The organism is Campylobacter concisus, assembly GCF_002914005.1.
Lineage (GTDB): Bacteria > Campylobacterota > Campylobacteria > Campylobacterales > Campylobacteraceae > Campylobacter_A > Campylobacter_A concisus_N.
On record NZ_POZU01000058.1, the window covers coordinates 1 to 16082 of the forward strand.

At 32.8% G+C, this 16082-nt stretch carries 19 protein-coding genes; all 19 read right to left on the bottom strand.

Annotated elements, in window-relative coordinates:
• Window positions 1-304 (bottom strand): hypothetical protein (locus CYP54_RS09980; protein WP_219810469.1); only part of this gene is annotated, 304 nt, incomplete at its 3' end.
• A 56-nt stretch (window positions 305-360) separates the two neighbouring features.
• Complete coding sequence (locus tag CYP54_RS06270) at window positions 361-1131, bottom strand: oxidoreductase (protein ID WP_103604591.1); 771 nt, start codon at window positions 1129-1131, stop codon at window positions 361-363.
• Window positions 1118-1825, bottom strand: coding sequence for an acylneuraminate cytidylyltransferase family protein (locus CYP54_RS06275; RefSeq protein WP_103604592.1), 708 nt, complete (start codon window positions 1823-1825; stop codon window positions 1118-1120). The genes CYP54_RS06270 and CYP54_RS06275 overlap by 14 nt, the downstream gene beginning before the upstream one ends.
• Window positions 1818-2666 carry a Gfo/Idh/MocA family protein gene (locus tag CYP54_RS06280; RefSeq protein ID WP_258033678.1) on the bottom strand — a complete coding sequence of 283 codons (849 nt, stop codon included), beginning with the start codon at window positions 2664-2666 and terminating at the stop codon, window positions 1818-1820. Before CYP54_RS06280 ends, CYP54_RS06275 begins: the two co-directional genes overlap by 8 nt.
• Window positions 2667-2730: 64 nt before the next feature.
• On the bottom strand, window positions 2731-3831 hold the full coding sequence (locus CYP54_RS06285) for an N-acetyl sugar amidotransferase (RefSeq protein ID WP_103604594.1): 1101 nt from the start codon (window positions 3829-3831) through the stop codon (window positions 2731-2733).
• Window positions 3832-3848: 17 nt separating this feature from the next.
• The gene (locus CYP54_RS06290) at window positions 3849-4898 is read right to left on the bottom strand and encodes a nucleotidyltransferase family protein (RefSeq protein ID WP_103604595.1); all 1050 of its coding nucleotides are present in this window, start codon (window positions 4896-4898) and stop codon (window positions 3849-3851) included.
• 3 nt (window positions 4899-4901) lie between these two features.
• The gene (gene neuC / locus CYP54_RS06295; protein ID WP_103604596.1) at window positions 4902-6059 is read right to left on the bottom strand and encodes a UDP-N-acetylglucosamine 2-epimerase; all 1158 of its coding nucleotides are present in this window, start codon (window positions 6057-6059) and stop codon (window positions 4902-4904) included.
• Window positions 6056-7054, bottom strand: a complete 999-nt coding sequence (neuB, locus tag CYP54_RS06300; protein WP_103604597.1) for an N-acetylneuraminate synthase — start codon at window positions 7052-7054, stop codon at window positions 6056-6058. Before neuB ends, neuC begins: the two co-directional genes overlap by 4 nt.
• On the bottom strand, window positions 7055-7489 hold the full coding sequence (locus CYP54_RS06305) for a MaoC family dehydratase (RefSeq protein ID WP_103604598.1): 435 nt from the start codon (window positions 7487-7489) through the stop codon (window positions 7055-7057).
• Window positions 7490-8167: an acetyltransferase gene (locus CYP54_RS06310; RefSeq protein ID WP_219810470.1), complete on the bottom strand. Its 678-nt coding sequence runs from the start codon at window positions 8165-8167 to the stop codon at window positions 7490-7492.
• Window positions 8164-9315 (bottom strand): LegC family aminotransferase, encoded by a 1152-nt coding sequence (locus tag CYP54_RS06315; protein WP_103604599.1) that lies wholly within the window; start codon window positions 9313-9315, stop codon window positions 8164-8166. Before CYP54_RS06315 ends, CYP54_RS06310 begins: the two co-directional genes overlap by 4 nt.
• On the bottom strand, window positions 9302-10492 hold the full coding sequence (locus CYP54_RS06320; protein ID WP_103604600.1) for a UDP-N-acetylglucosamine 4,6-dehydratase: 1191 nt from the start codon (window positions 10490-10492) through the stop codon (window positions 9302-9304). Before CYP54_RS06320 ends, CYP54_RS06315 begins: the two co-directional genes overlap by 14 nt.
• Before the next feature lies 1 nt (window position 10493).
• Window positions 10494-11822: a hypothetical protein gene (locus tag CYP54_RS06325; RefSeq protein WP_103604601.1), complete on the bottom strand. Its 1329-nt coding sequence runs from the start codon at window positions 11820-11822 to the stop codon at window positions 10494-10496.
• A gap of 1 nt (window position 11823) precedes the next feature.
• Window positions 11824-12447: an HAD family hydrolase gene (locus tag CYP54_RS06330; RefSeq protein WP_103604602.1), complete on the bottom strand. Its 624-nt coding sequence runs from the start codon at window positions 12445-12447 to the stop codon at window positions 11824-11826.
• 82 nt (window positions 12448-12529) lie between these two features.
• Window positions 12530-13498 carry an NAD-dependent epimerase/dehydratase family protein gene (locus CYP54_RS06335; protein ID WP_103604603.1) on the bottom strand — a complete coding sequence of 323 codons (969 nt, stop codon included), beginning with the start codon at window positions 13496-13498 and terminating at the stop codon, window positions 12530-12532.
• Window positions 13499-13519: 21 nt separating this feature from the next.
• On the bottom strand, window positions 13520-14197 hold the full coding sequence (locus tag CYP54_RS06340) for an acylneuraminate cytidylyltransferase family protein (protein ID WP_103604604.1): 678 nt from the start codon (window positions 14195-14197) through the stop codon (window positions 13520-13522).
• Window positions 14197-14844, bottom strand: a complete 648-nt coding sequence (locus tag CYP54_RS06345; RefSeq protein ID WP_103604605.1) for a glycosyltransferase family protein — start codon at window positions 14842-14844, stop codon at window positions 14197-14199. The genes CYP54_RS06340 and CYP54_RS06345 overlap by 1 nt, the downstream gene beginning before the upstream one ends.
• On the bottom strand, window positions 14841-15614 hold the full coding sequence (locus CYP54_RS06350) for an aldolase/citrate lyase family protein (protein WP_103604606.1): 774 nt from the start codon (window positions 15612-15614) through the stop codon (window positions 14841-14843). Before CYP54_RS06350 ends, CYP54_RS06345 begins: the two co-directional genes overlap by 4 nt.
• Window positions 15615-15688: 74 nt before the next feature.
• On the bottom strand, window positions 15689-16082 hold a 394-nt coding region (locus tag CYP54_RS06355), incomplete at its 5' end, for an ATP-binding cassette domain-containing protein (RefSeq protein WP_141108514.1).

Here is a 16082-nt window from a genome sequence, read left to right on the forward strand (position 1 = left end):
GTGCACAATAATATAAATATTGCTGTGAATTTAGATCACTTGTGACTCTAGAAAAAAAATGTTCTACTTTTAATTGTGTATTTCTAAAATTCTTAATTATAGAATAATCTAGTTTTATATTTTGTTTAGTATAATATTCATTTACTTCGTACCACGATAAAACAATAGGTATATTATACTTTTCCTGTATATTTATAACATCACTCTTTGAGCTCACTATTAATGTATCAATTTGCAATACATTTGACCTAATCACCGAATGCACTACATTGCAATCTAAATCAATTAAAATAATTTTTCTCATTTTAATAACCCATTTTACTAATCATAACAACCATAGTATAATTTAAATTCATTTCTTTATAAACTAAATCCATCATCAACTACGATATTTTGTCCATTTACATATTTTGATACATCGCTTAGTAAATAGATCAAAGCACCGCAAATATCATTTGCATTGAGCATTCCTTTCATGCCACATCTTTTTTTATATTGGCTTAAAAATTTCTCAGGCTGCCCATCCAAAATTCCTCCAGGACTTATAGCGTTTACGCGGATATTGTCTTTTTTAAACATCTTTGCCATGTATTTTGTCATGCCAAGAAGGCCATGTTTTACTACTGTATATTCGACAGGAGAGTGCATATTCGTACCTTCGTAAGTCTCAAAAGCAGGCGCTCCGATACCTTGTATAGATGAGACATTTATGATATTGCCGTAGCCTTGTTTTAAAAAGTATTTTATAAAATTTTGTGAGATATTAAAGTATCCACCAAGGTGTAAATTTAAGAAGGCATTGAAATCATTCATATCTATCTCAAAAAATTTCTTACCGTAATTTTTGTTTTTTGGATAGGCGTTATTTACCAGTGCATCTATGTGGCCATATTTTGAGTGTAAGAAATTTATGGCTTCATTAACAGAATTTACGTCACTGATATTAATTTGTAAAACTTCTATTTTTGCGTCTTTGTTTGAGTTTTTTATCTCATCTTTTAGTAAATTTGCTCTTTTTGTATCGACTTCTGCTATTACTCCAACTCCGTTTTGACTAGCGATGGCTCTTATGAAAGCACTTCCTATCCTACCAGCCCCTCCTGTTACTACTATGACTTTATCTGTTAGCATTTTTTCCCTTCATTAAAAACTCTACAAATTTAAAATCCAGTTCACAATCTATATCAATTGATCTATCCTCACTCATTACATAAAGCCCAGTTCTTGGCAAAAAGAGCGTATCATTATTTAGCAAGGCTTCACGCTTCCAAATATAAATAGAAGCATTCATATCATATGTTTTTGGTACGTCTTGCCGTCTTACAATGGCTTTTGCTAAAGTTTTTGCAAGTCCTACACGTCCGTCAGGATAAATTTCAACTAGGTTAAAGTATGGACTTCTTCTGCTTGGCATCGCAGTTATTAGATTGTCATTTTTGTCGCGTAGAAACTGATTGTAAGCGTTTATGATATCGCTTACATCACGAAGTGGAGCTGTTGCATCAAGATCAATCTCATAATCAAATCTTTGTGCATAATGTTGTTCGCTTTTTAAAAAAGCATCTTTTATCACATCAAGCTTTCCAGCTGTATCGCTGGCCATAGTAGCATCTCTTTTAAAAAAGACTTCTGCGCCATATTTTACTGCTGTTTCTGCGATCAAATCGCTATCAGTACTGATTACTATATGTTCAAATAAATTTGACTCTCTGGCTTGCTCTATGGTGTAAGCAATAAGTGGTTTTCCACAAAGCTCACGTATATTTTTTCCTTTTACACCCTTGCTACCGCCTCTCGCACATATCGTACATAAAACATTACTCATTATTTTGCCTTTGAATTTGATCTATTACGCCCATAGTATCTTGTCCTTCGATAAAGCCACAAACGTATCTTTGCTCACCCAAGACATCTTTATGCATGGCTAAAAACATCTCATTTCTTGCCAAATTTGGCATGTTAAAAATTTGCCTATTGATATCTTGTTTTATGAGAGTACCTTTTATAAAATCAAGCTCATAAGTGGAGCCTTCGCACTCCACTCGCACGTTTCTATGTGTCATATGGCTTAGATAATCAATGCTTATATTAGCTACTACATTATTATTTGTTTTGCCAAAGATTAAACATAAATCATCACTTGTTATCTGCAAATTTGAGATTTTATCTTGAAAGCTTTTTATGCTCTTAAATTTGCCACACAGCCACATGGTATAGTCTAGCTCATGACTAAGATCTAGCAAAACTCCACCGCCTTTTTCTTTGCTAGCACTATAACATTTTGTATAGTCTCCATTTCTCCAGCTTGGTAGATACTGTCCACAACTAGCGTTTATGTACAAAATTTTTTCACTCTTCAAAAGCTCTTTTAGTTTTTGTAAAAGTGGATGAAATCTAAGCACGTAGCCTACAAAAATTTTGTTGTTTTTTGGCGTAAAATCGTAAAATTTCTCAAACAAAGGCTTTTCACAAAGTATTATTTTATCTTTTACTTTCTCGTCTAAAAATTTTAAATTTTTCAGGTGTAAAAATGTGGGAGTTGCTATGACAAAGTAGTCAAACTTGTCTAAATTTGAGACTTCTTCTAAACTTTTGTAACAAATTTTCCCAGCTACATCTTGGCTAGTAACGAGGCAGATATCATCTATCTGCGGTAAAGCTTCCAATACTTCGTAATGCCTTTTACCTATTGAGCCATAACCTATAATTAAAATTTTTAACTTCATCTTATTAATTTTTCAATTTCCACACACCTTCATTTACTTCTTCAAAAATATTTTTATTATAATGACTATCCATAATTTTCCAAAATTCTTTTTCACTGTACCCAAAAAACTGGCAAAATTCTCTTATACATCTTGGATCCAGATCGTGATCATGCTTTTTTACGAGTTTTATAGCATCATCTCTGGTAAGCATCCCATATCTTATCATTCTTGCAGCATAATCAGTAGCACTAGCATGTCCAAATTTTGGATATTTCATCCAGGAATGAACCAAGTAAGCCGCTGAATCTACTTGATCAAATTGCTCAATGTGATGAGTTCTTCTCCACTCATGAGTTAAATCATGAAAACCATATTTTTTAGCAATTTTATAATTATTGAAACTATTCCACTCTAAAAAATAACTTAAGTAGATTGGATCCAGTTTGTCTAAATCCTCTTTTTGTGGTGGATCAAAGAAATTTAAGTTTTTTTCGTCTACGCCTATTTCTAAAAGTTCATTACGAGATATTCCACTTCCCACACCATTGTTTACTTGTTCCTTAGCAGAATACGTTTCGATACAATTTACTCCGCCGTATTCATAAGATACATTCTCGCCGTAAACTAGCAATGGTGTATTAAATTTAACTGCCATATGTAAAGGATATGTATAAATGTATCTATCTATAAAATACGTTGGTTTGCCGTATTTTTCAAATGTGTACCTACCTATTTTTTTTTGAGCTTGTATATTAGGCTTTATAGATAGTATATCACAGCCAAAAACCTCAGATATATTTTTTATATTATGCATTCCAGCTTTTGTCATAGGAAAATTATCTTCCACTGAAACTAGAAGTGGATTCATCTTCATTTTCTCTTTCATAATATATGTTTGAAAATGGCTATCTTTTCCACCTGAAACAGCTATCATACAATCATAGCCATTTAAACCATTCATACCTCTATATTTATTACAAAGTTCTTCAAATTCATACCATCTTTTTTTATAGTCTATTTTTTTTCTATTTTCGTAAGATTGACAAGCTGTACAAACACCCTCTTTATTAAAAGCAATACCAGGTCTTGTATCAGGCATTACGCATCTTGTGCAATATTTCATATTTTACTCCATTTTAATTATTTGAAGAATATACCATATTCTTCATTTGCCCTTTGGTATTCTTCAATACGTCCAATATCAAGCCAATATTCTCTGATCGGAAATGATATAATATTTTTACTTAATTTTATTAGCTTTTCAAACAGCGTAGGCATATCATAAAATTCATTTTTTGGTATTAGATCTAAAATTTCAGGTGAAAGCATATATATTCCAGCGCTTACAAAAAATTTCTGCACCGGTTTTTCTGAGATCTCTACTATCTTGTTGTCATTCATTTTTACAACGCCATAAGGCACTTCGTAGTCATACTCTCTTACACACATTGTAGCCGTCGCTTTATTTAGCGTGTGGTAGTTGAAGATATGCTCGAAATTTACATTTGTAAGAAGATCGCCGTTCATTACAAAAAATGGCTCACTTGGACGCTCTTTTAGTAGGCTTAATGCACCTGCCGTACCCATTCTTTTTTGCTCTAAAATATAGTCGATGTTTACTCCAAATTCTTTGCCGTCACCAAAATAGTCCTTGATGATGCCTGCATTAAAATTTACACACATCGTGATATTTACAAAGCCATACTCTGCAAATTTCTCAACTATCGTTTGAAGTATCGGCTTATTTCCGACCTTTAGCATCGGCTTTGGTGTATCTTTTGTAAGTGGTCTAAGTCTAGTACCAAGGCCTCCTACCATTAAAATGACTCTATTTGTCTTGATCTTTGGCTCAACAAGCTCTTCTATCTCTTTTAAGTCTAAAACTATTCCATTGTCATCTATTATTGGTATTTGGTGAAGTTTTTTGGATAATGCTATCTTTAAAATTTCCTCTTTTGTGCTAGAAATTTTTGCAACAGCCGGCTCTTTATAAATGATCGTCTCTATAAAGCTGTCAAGGTTTAGCCCTCTCAATATACCTCTTCTTATATCGCCATCTGTAAGTGTTCCAAGAAGCTTATCATTATCATCAACAACTAAAGCTATCTGCATAGCTCCGCTATCTATAATCCCCAAGGCTTCCTTTATAGTGGCATTTTGTTTTAGCTTTATATTTTCTATATTCTTCATTCTTTATATCTTTACATCATAAAATTTCTTTTTCAAAATATCATCAAGCTCTATCTCTTTTAAAATTTTTAGTATTTTTTTACTTGGGCTACCACTATCGTATGGGTTGATTGTGTCTTGTAAAATTTGCTTAAATTCCTTCGAATATGCTTTTGTTATAGCAGCTAAAATTTCTTCTTTAACAGGCCTAACGTCTATCACACTGCTAGCTCTAGCGCGTCCTTTTTGGCGGTCGCCTATATTTATGGTGGCCTTTTTAAAGCTTGGAACTTCTGAAAGGCCACTCGAGCTATTTCCTAGGACAATATCAACAAATTTTATCGCACTTAAGTATCTTAGCTGCCCAAGTGAAGCAAACGCCACAGCTTTTTGTGAATTTTTACTCACATACTCATCTATCATTTTATTTATCACATCACCATCTGTGTCGCTATTTGCTTTTGTAAAGATAAAATTTGTATCTTGCAGTTCGTCTATCGCTTTTAAAAGCTCTTTAAATTGCTCTTTTGCACTACCATTTTCAAGCGTTACCGGATGAAATGTGATTAGTATATTTTTTTTAGCAAGCTTGAAATTTATTAATTTTTCAAACTCATCTTTATTTAGTAAATTTAGCTTTTTTATATTTTCAATGCCAGGTCCACCGACATTAAAAACCCTGATAGGCTCTTCTCCTAGCTGGATTATGCGGTTTGCATACTCTCTTGTAGCTGCAAAATGAATATGGCTCATCTTTGTTATGCTATGTCTAAAGGCCTCGTCAAATGCCCCTTGGGTAGTTTCTCCGCCATGTATGTGTGCTATTGGTATCTGCATGATACTAGCCACACCTGCTACACCAAATATCTCATATCTATCACCAAGAAGCACCAATATGTCAGGTTTAAGCTCAGCTAATGCCGGAGCAAATTTCTCATAAACTCTTGCCATCTCCGAACAAATATCAAGACTAGTATGAGAGCTACTTAAAACTTCTATCTTTTTATCTATCTTAAATTCTTTTTCAATCTCTTTGTATGTGAGTCCAAACTCAGGGCTTAAATGCATACCAGTAGCGATGATCTGAAGTTCAAGCTCACTATCTGCCTCGATCTCCTTTAAGAGCCAGTAAAGCAAGCCATACTCTGCTCTAGTGCTTGTTACTACACAAATTTTTCTCATATCAGTTCGTCTTGTTGATAGTCTTTTTGCGAAATCTGCCCTATCACTTCATCCCATCTCATAGGATTTATGCCGTCCCCTGGGCGTTTTACGCAGATATTTTTCTCGCTAAAAATTTCACCCTTTTTTATATCACACTTTGCCACGATCGACTTTCTAGCTATTTTGATATTTTCGCTTTCACTTTTACTAAAGTGCTTTAACCCATCACCAAGTGCTAGCTCTATATTTCTAATTGCTCTGACCATCGCTACTAACTCATCTGGCTCAAGGCTCGCCTTATGATCAGGCCCAGGCATACTCTTATCGAGCGTAAAGTGCTTTTCTATAATCTTTGCACCCATGGCAACCGCTGCGATATCAACCTCGATGCCAAGCGTATGATCGCTATATCCGACCTCAAGACCGAAGGCATTTTTAAGAGTTATCATCGCCTTTAAATTTACATCCTCCATCGGCGTTGGATACTGTGTATTTGCATGAAGAAGGCTTATGTTTCCATGTTTCGTGCCGCTTTTTATAAGTACTTCTATCGCAGATTCCACCTCGCCTAAATTCGCCATTCCGGTTGAGAGAATGATCTTTTTATTGAGCCCGCCTATCTGCCTAAGATAAGGTAAATTTGTTATCTCACCGCTTGGGATCTTAAATGTACTAAGCCCAAGCTCATCAAGAAGCTTTATGCTGTCGCTATCAAAAGGAGTTGAGAGAAATGTGATATTTTTTTGTTTGCAGTAGGTAATGAGCTCCTTGTGTATATTTTCATTTAACTCTAGTTTTTTTATCATATCAAGCTGACTCTCGTTTTTATCAGTATTTTGTTTTTGATAGTTAGCTTTTTGCGCATTTTTTGAAATATTAAGAGTAGCTTTAAATGTCTGAAATTTTACCGCATCAGCGCCAGCCTTGGCTGCTATGTCGATTAGCTTTTTTGCTAAATTTATATCACCATTGTGATTTACTCCAGCCTCAGCTATGATAAACACTTTATTCATTTAATTCCTTATTTTGGGTATATATATTTCTGCTTCCCCATCAGTAACAATTCTTTGCTTAACTCTGCAAATAGTTCTAAAAAATACCCTAAATTTTTCTAGATCAACTCTAAAGACCTCAACAGTGGCAGTTACCGTATCTCCGACATAAACAGGTTTTTTAAAATTTAAGGTTTGAGAGACATAAACACAACCTTCCCCTGGAATTTTAGTACCAAAAAGGGCAGAAAAATAAGATGCAGTCATTAGTCCATGAGCAATTCTTTTTTTATATCTTGAGTTAGAAGCATATTCCTCATCTATGTGTACTGGATTTCTATCCCCGCTAATACCTGCGAACGCTTTAATGTCGGCATCTGTGATAGTTTGAGAATAGCTAGCTTTCATGCCTATTTTAATCTCTTCAATTGGAATTGAATTTAAAAAATTAGCCATCTAGCTTCTCCTTTTTAGATTTTCTTTCGTAAATTCAATAGCTGGATTTCCAAATACAGTCTTTCCGGCTTCGATACTTTTTGTTACCACTGAGCCGGCCGCAATCACAACGCCTCTTCCAACCCTTAATGGTCTATTGTGTTTACCCTGATGAATAATCGCTCCGGTTCCAATATATACATCATCTTCGATTATTACATTTCCATTACATTTAACGGATGGAGCAAATGTAACATTATTTCCTATTACGCAGTCGTGCGCTACATAACTATAAATATTTGCTTGAAAGTTTTTGCCTATACTGGCATTTGATGTTATGGATACAAATGGACATATTAAGGAGCCCTCATCTACAAAAGAAGACTTTGACACAAACGAGCTTCTGTGAACGATGTTTGGAAATTTAACCCCTTTGTTTTTTAAAAACATATATATTTTATTCCTTAGCTCATGGTCAGAAATAGCAATAGCTACATTATCCTCCTTAGAAAAATTGTAGTTTTGTTCATCTCCCAAAAATGGTGCTACATATTTATATTTTTTATAATCATCTTCTTTAATATCAAAATATCCATTAATTTTATATTCGCCATTATCTAGAATATACTCAGTAACCTCACTTGCAAATCCTCCTGTCCCTATTATATAAATCCCTGATGCCATATCTTTGCTTTTCATAGTATTGCTGAACTTGGGATATTTACTATCCTATCGCTTAGAAATTTAGCATTTTTTAGCTCATCTCTTTGACATTCTTTAAACATATCAAGCTCATTCATGAGCTGCCAGATAGGACGCGTAAAAACGCCATTTTCATTACTAAATTTCAAAAACTCATCCCGTTTTTCATGACTTTCAAAAAGCACCGCGTTTAGCCAAAAATTTGACCTAGCGTTGGCTGGCTCATCTATAAATTTCACATCATCAAATTTAGAAAAATACTCTTTATAGATCATCGCTAGCTCTCGTTTGCTCTTTAAAAATAGCTCCAAATTTTCAAGCTGAGCCACAAGCAAGGCCGCATTTAAATTTGGCAGGCGGTAGTTGTAGCCGATCTCGCTGTGGCGGTATTCAAAAGGATGTGGTACCTTAGCCGTCGTGGTGATAAATTTAGTGTGCTTTGCTATCTCTTCGTCATTTGTGATGATCGCTCCACCGCCTCCACTGGTAACGATCTTATTGCCATTAAAGCTCATCGCTGCAAGCTTGCCAAAATTCCCTGTATGAGTGCCTTTATAGTAGCTGCCAAGGCTCTCGGCACTATCTTCCACCAAAACGATGTTCCAACGCTTACAAATTTCAGCTATCTCATCTATCTTGCAAGGCAGCCCAAAAGTGTGCATAGGCACGCAGGCACGCACTATCCTACCGCTAGTTTTATTTACGCAGTTGCCGTCTTTTAGCTCGCAGTTTTTCTCTAAAAACTCGCTAAGCGCCGCTGGCGACATACCAAGCGTGTCAAGGTCGACATCCACAAAAACTGGCTTTGCAAAAAGGTAGCTAATGGCGTTGCAAGTGGCTATAAAAGTAACTGGCTGCGTGATCACTTCGTCGTTTTGTTCTACGCCGGCCAACTTTAGGCAGATATGAAGCGCAGAGGTACCATTTGTCGTAGCAACTGCGAATTTAGCACCAACCATTTGAGCTAACTTGCTCTCAAACTCATCGACAAATTTGCCAACACTTGAGACAAAGCTAGAGTCGATGCACTCAAGTAGATATTTTTTCTCATTGCCTATAAATTTAGGCTCGTGAAGCGGAACTTTGTCCTTGCCAAAGGTGCTTTTTATAAATTTCAAAACCTCGTCAAAATCACATTTTTTCATCGAGATATTTTCCTGTTTCTTTATGCATAAAATTTGGTATGAGCTCGAAAACTTCGCGCAAAACATCTTCTTTACACCATGTCAAGCTCGATTTTAAATTTAAGATATTGTTCTTGAAAATTTCTAGCTTTTTGCTGTCAAAATTTGCATCATTTTTTACTATGCCGATATTTTGAAGTCTTTGCATGTCAAGCCTCTCGCCATCAACAAAAAACTCCTCGTAGTCCTTCTCTCCAGTCGTGTCACTAGGCGCAAAAAGACAAGGATAAAAGCCATCTTTCGGAAGCACTTTTGCAAGCTTTCTGGCCTCCTCCTCATTTTCACATAAAAATGGCTCGTAGCCTAGATTTGCCAAGTAGCGCTTGGCTATCTCGCTAAATGTTATGAGGTCTAAATTTTCATCTAATTTTGGGAAAAATATATCTCTATTTTCGCCAAAAATAGTGCTTAAAAGACAAAGCTCGCCACTCTCTTTTGGTGTTAAAAAATAGCGCCTGACATCGTTTGGGGCGACTATAGGCTGAGACTTTTCTATGCGTTTTTGAAAGCCAAAAAGAAGAGAGCCGTCGCTAAATGCCACGTTTGCAAACCTAGCCATCGAGACGTCGATATTTAAAGAGTGTCTAAACGCAAACATCTCCATGATGCGCTTGCTAGCTCCCATTAAATTTACAGGGTTTGCGGCCTTGTCGGTGCTAACGCAGAAATATTTTTTTGACTTCATACCAAAGGCTTGTGCTAGTGTTTTGTCGGTGTTAAAGATATTTGTTTCAAGCATTCTCATGAGTGTAAATGGATCTTTTTCACTTCTAACATGCTTTAGCGCTGATAAATTTAACACGTAGTCAAATCCACCACTTTGTGCCAAAAGTGCGTCAAACTCGGCACTTGCAACATCTATGGCAAAAGTTTTAAAGTCACCATTTATATATCCAAACTCACTTCTTATGTCACGCACTAGCTCGACAAGGTTATTTTCAGAGATATCGACGACGTATAGTTTTTTTGGATCTCTCATAAAAATTTCTTTTGTCACGGCTGAACCGATAGAACCGGCACCACCAATAACTAGAAAGCTCGAACTTGAAACTATCTCTTTTAAATTTTTACCAAGCGCATTTATATCATCTTCAAAGAGATTTTTGGTGCGTCCTATTAAACTTAAGATATTGTTCATATTAATTCCAAATTATTTCATTTGCTATATATTCATTTACATTTTCTTTTTTATAAAAAACTTGATCATAAGATTTTTTTAGCTCACTAACAACCACCTCAAACTCATTAAATATTCTTTTAATATGTGAGTCTAGTTCTTTATTATCGTTTGCAACTAAAACTAAATTATAGTATCCATATTCAGTAACATTTTTTCCACTATTTTTATCTTTTATATTCTTATTAAGATTATATGCGTATTTTGAATCTAACATTTCTATTGTTGGTATACCGATTGAGATCATATCTGAAACAACTCCAGAATAAAAACAAATAGCAAATTTGGAATGTTTTCCTAAGAAAAATGTATGCAAATTTGAAACCATCCAACCAATCCCACATTCTTCTTTAGGCAATGCTTCTTCGCAAGAGTTATCGCACACTTCATCAGGATGTTTTTTTATTATCAGCTTTAAATTGTATTTTTTAGCCTGTTTATAAATCTCTTTGACATATCTAACTTTTTCTTCTCTTGGCATGAATGAGCCATAATTTCTTGAGATTAGAAAGATATAATTTCCATTAAAAGGGATTTCATAATTACCACAATAACGATCCATAAAATAATCAATCCATTTTTTCTCATGTCTTGGAATACCCACCACCCTACAAAACTCTTTTTTTATCCCATAGTAATTTTCATAGTACTCTGCATCTTTCTCAGATGATGCAAATACAATAGTATTATTGTTCGGATAGTTATTTACAATAGTTCTTGTTTTTAATTCCTCTAACAGATATTCATGACTATTATTTCCATGGCAAATTGAATACTTTTTAACTTCACTTAGTTTGGTTAATATATCTTCATGGGCATCCTTGCTAGATTCGTAAACATCATACAATATTTTTAAATTTTCACTTTTTAATTGATATAAATTTATAAATTTCAAATTATAAATTTTTACTATTATTGCATTTATTTTTGTCATTATAGAATTTAAGCAAGATTCTAGTTTAATAATCCTTAGCTTATTTAAAATTTTTTTTAATATCAAAAATGGATTTAGATGATTTGAAAAAAAAGAATATTTTAGAATAAGTTCAAAATTATTAGATTTGATAAAAGCACCATTTATGTCTTTATAAACAATAGCAGTAAATATCTCACTTGCCAGCTTAATCAATGGTGAGTTTAATTCAATTTGTTTTATTATGTAATAATCATGTGCGTAGAATATAAATTGCGCATCAGGCTGTTTATTTTTGAGTTCATGCAAAACAGATGCCCAACTATCCAATGTGCCCAAACTAGGTGAACATATAAATAAAAAAACATCTTTTTTCATTTTATTCCTTTATTTTGAATATATAGAAATCCTCTATATAATCGGCCTTATTTTTCAGTTTTTCATTATTATATCCATAGAATTTTATTTTATTTAGATAAGCAGCTTCATAGTCGTTTACACTATCTCCTATCAAAATACATTCGTTGGAATTATAATTATATTTTCTCAATACGTTTTTTACTAGCTCATTTTTAGGAGTTGGAGAACCCTCTATTGTTTTAAAAAATTTACTTAAATCGAGCTTTTCGCAAAGATAGTTCAACTCTTTTTCATCAGATCCAGAGACTATATGAAAATTATATTTTTTATAGTTTTGTTTTATAAATTCTACTGTTTCGGTAATAAGATATTTTTTATTAGTAAGCTCTGTTTTCATTATATATGAGAATTTACTTGCTAATTCTTGAACCTTTTCATCACTTACATCGATACCTAAAATAGCATTATAAAAATATCTTATTTTTACATAACGACTTAATCCACCATTTAAAGAATGATATTCTAGCAATCTATTTACAAGAACATCATTAAATTCCTCAAATATTTTTCTAAATCCATAGTCTCTTACTGGCAAGCTGTTTAATATGACTCCATCAAAATCCCAAAATACTACTTTAGTCAAAAATCTTTCCTAATTACTATTATAAATTTTAAAATAATCTAAGACTATGTTTTATAATTTCAGACCATTTCTTTATTGTTATCTAATCTTTCTCAATCTTGCTATAACTTTTACTTTCTTTATTAAGATTCAAGGCCCATTTAGTCATAGTCTTTATACCTTGTTTTACACTAGTTAGTGGTATCCAATTTATATCATTCATAATCTTTTTATTGCTTCCTGTATAGCCAAAAACATCTCCTGGTGTTGTTCCCTCATATTTGACAGTTATATCAAATGGCAAATTAATTCTTATCTCATTTACAATTTCTTCAACGCTAGTCTTTTTTGATGTGGCAACATTATAGATATTAAAGCCCTTTATTCTAGAATCCATCATTTTAACAAAAGCATCAACTGTATCATCAATATAAACTAAATCTCTAAATCTATCTTTTGGACCTCTAACATGAATATGCTTATTTCTAATAGCTTGAGACAAAAAAATACTTGTCATACCCTGATAAAGATTATCAAGATTTTGTCCTGGACCATATATATTAAATAATCTTAATGCTACAGTATCTAATCCAAACTGATTTGAATAAATTCTAAGATAGTTTTCACTTGCAAGCTTACCAACACCATAAAATGATTTTGGTAATGTTAATGCATCTTCGGATATTTCTAAATTATGCCTAGGCTCACCATAAACGGATACTGTACTAGCATAAATAAATTTTTTACAACCACTATCAACTGCATATTTTAATAAAAGTAATGTAGATTGCGTATTTGCTTGCAGATCATAAACAGGGTTAGAATAGCTTGGTTCGCCCCCACTCTGACCAGCTATATGAAATATTGCATTAAATTTATAGCTATTTAATAATTCTATCATTTGACCTTCATGTGTAGCCATTTTATAAAATTCAACATTTTCAGGTACTTGCTCCAATATACCAGTTGATAAATTATCTATTCCAATTACTCTATAGCCCATTTCCAATAGTCTCTTCGCAACGGCCGAACCAATAAAACCAGCTACCCCTGTAACTAAGCAAATTTTCATGACACTCTTTCCTATATTTAATTAATTAGTTAATAACCATTCTTTTGTATACTTTTTATACAAAAACTCTGCAAATTCAAAATCGAAAATATCATCTATATCAACAGATTCTATCTTATTAAGGTATAGAAAATACGGCCTATCGCCAACAACATTTCTTTTTTTCATCATCACATCTTTATCTATAATTGAGATAGCAAAATTTAATGAAAATATATTAGGTAAATCTTGACTTTTTGGTGTTCTATTAATATCGTAATTAATCGGTTTATTATCTTTCCATAAAAATTTTTTTTCTTCAGAAACTGAAACTATACTATCTATACTTTCATCTTCTATAATTTTATTTATTGCCTTTTGGTAAGTAGAAACTTTAACCATAGGACTTGTGACCTGGGCCATAAACACTATATCCCCTGGTGTAATATCTGCAATATGATACCAGTGCTCATCATTTGTTACAGTAGAACCAGAATGAAAATTATCTCTAATGTGAACTTTAATATTATTTTCTTGCGCTATTCTAGTACACTTCTCACAATCAGTTGAAACAATAATCTCATCAATCCCTTTAAGTTGTCTTAAAATATCTAACTTTAATTTAAGTAGGTTGGTTTCTGCAAAATCTCTAGTATTTTTTGATACAACTCTCTGAGAGCCTTTTCTAACCGGGACAATCGCTACTATCTTTTTTTTCATTACATTAGTTCCTTTTTAAAATACATATTGATTAACTCTTTGGCAAAAGCATAGTCTTCTATATTATTTATTTCAATAGACTCAAATGAATCTATTTCAAAAAAATACGGACTTTCCGTAAATAAGCTTCTACTATTTAAAGCGATTTCTTTTTTAATTATATAGCAACCATTCGTTAATATATAAACTGGCTCTATTTCATTTCTAGACATTAAGTTGCCTGTAAAATTTAGCCTCCTATCTTGAAAAAAAATGTAGTCCCTTTTTTTGTGAACCGCAATTAATGAATCTATCTTATTATCCAAAAAAACATTTGCCATTGTTTTGTAGCTTTTGCTATTTAAAAAAGGAGTAGTGCAATTTATCCATATAATATTATCTTCCTTGACTTTATATATAGATCTCATAACCATATCTATATAATTTAACCTTGGCTCCCTTTCAATAAAATTTACATTTGACCTTATTGCTATCTCTTCAATATTTTTACTCTCAGAGTTTATATAAATTTGAGACGATCTTATAAATTCTTTACATTGTGCTATTTTCCATTCCAAAAGTGTAGTATCCCCAAAAGGTGCTATATCACCTAACTCTTGATATCTATTCTTTTCTTGTGCTGGTATTATTACTGCAAAATTGTTCATTGCAATCTCCTTTTTAGCTCTGTTAGTCTTGATAGTTCTGATCCAATCTGCATATCACTAAATTCTTTTTTTGATAATATATATAACTCTTCAAATTTCAAAGCTTCTTTTATTGCATTTTCTTTTTCTATGAATATTTTTGTTGGTAGTATAACTTTCCTAGTTTCAAGTTTATATATCAATTTTTTTAGTTTTTGATATTTTTGATCTAAAATTTCTATTGTTCTAGCAGAAACACTACCGCCAACCGTAAAAGTCATATCTGTGGTATCCATTTTAAGAGCAACTTTTTTTAAAAGTTCAAAAGTAAAGTCACTATCTGGCTTGATATTTTCATCAAAATATGATGCAGTTAAATCGCTCCTACCAATAGTTATGTTATTGAATTTGCCATTTGCATACTCTAAAATTTCATCAAAATTTTCTATTGCGCTTTTTGTTTCTATATTTAATGTAGTATGAATTTCATGCCCACCATAAATATTTAAAATACTATCATAAAATTTTTTGGCACCAAATTTACTCTCCACCATTGGGGCTATCAATCCATCCACATCAATCTCAATGGCATCTTTTATATCCCTTATAGCTTCTACACCGCCTATTTTTAAATATAGTTTAACTCCTGCCTTAGAAGTTAGTCTTCTTAGTCTCATCAAATCTCTAAAAGAAGATCCTTCTGCTTCAAACTCTGCTTTTATACCTTGTAAGTCGTATGCATCTCTCAAAAAGCAAAGCTGCTCATAAAGTTTTTTTTCTAAACTATACAATTAATACTCCCTTCGCTAACAAATATACTATAAAAATTGGATCTATTTATATTCTGCCAGTTAAATTATTTTACTCAATTTAATTTTATTACCTTATTACATTTCTCAATTGTGCTTAATCGATGTGCAATTATTAATAATGTTTTATCACTACCTACTTTATATATTTCATCCATTATTTTAGCCTCCGTTTCACTATCTAAAGCACTCGTTGCTTCATCTAAAACTAAAATTTCAGGATCACTATATAAAGCTCTAGCTATTCCTATTCTTTGCTTTTGACCACCGCTCAGCTGAATTCCGCCATCTCCGACTAAAGTATCAACTCCTTCTTTTGAAGATAAAAAATCATAGATATTAGCTTTTTTTAAAACTTCTATAATTTTTTCTTTGTCATATTCATAACCAAAAGCCACATTTTCTCCGACAGTACCGTCGAAAAGATATATTGATTGTGGTATATAACCT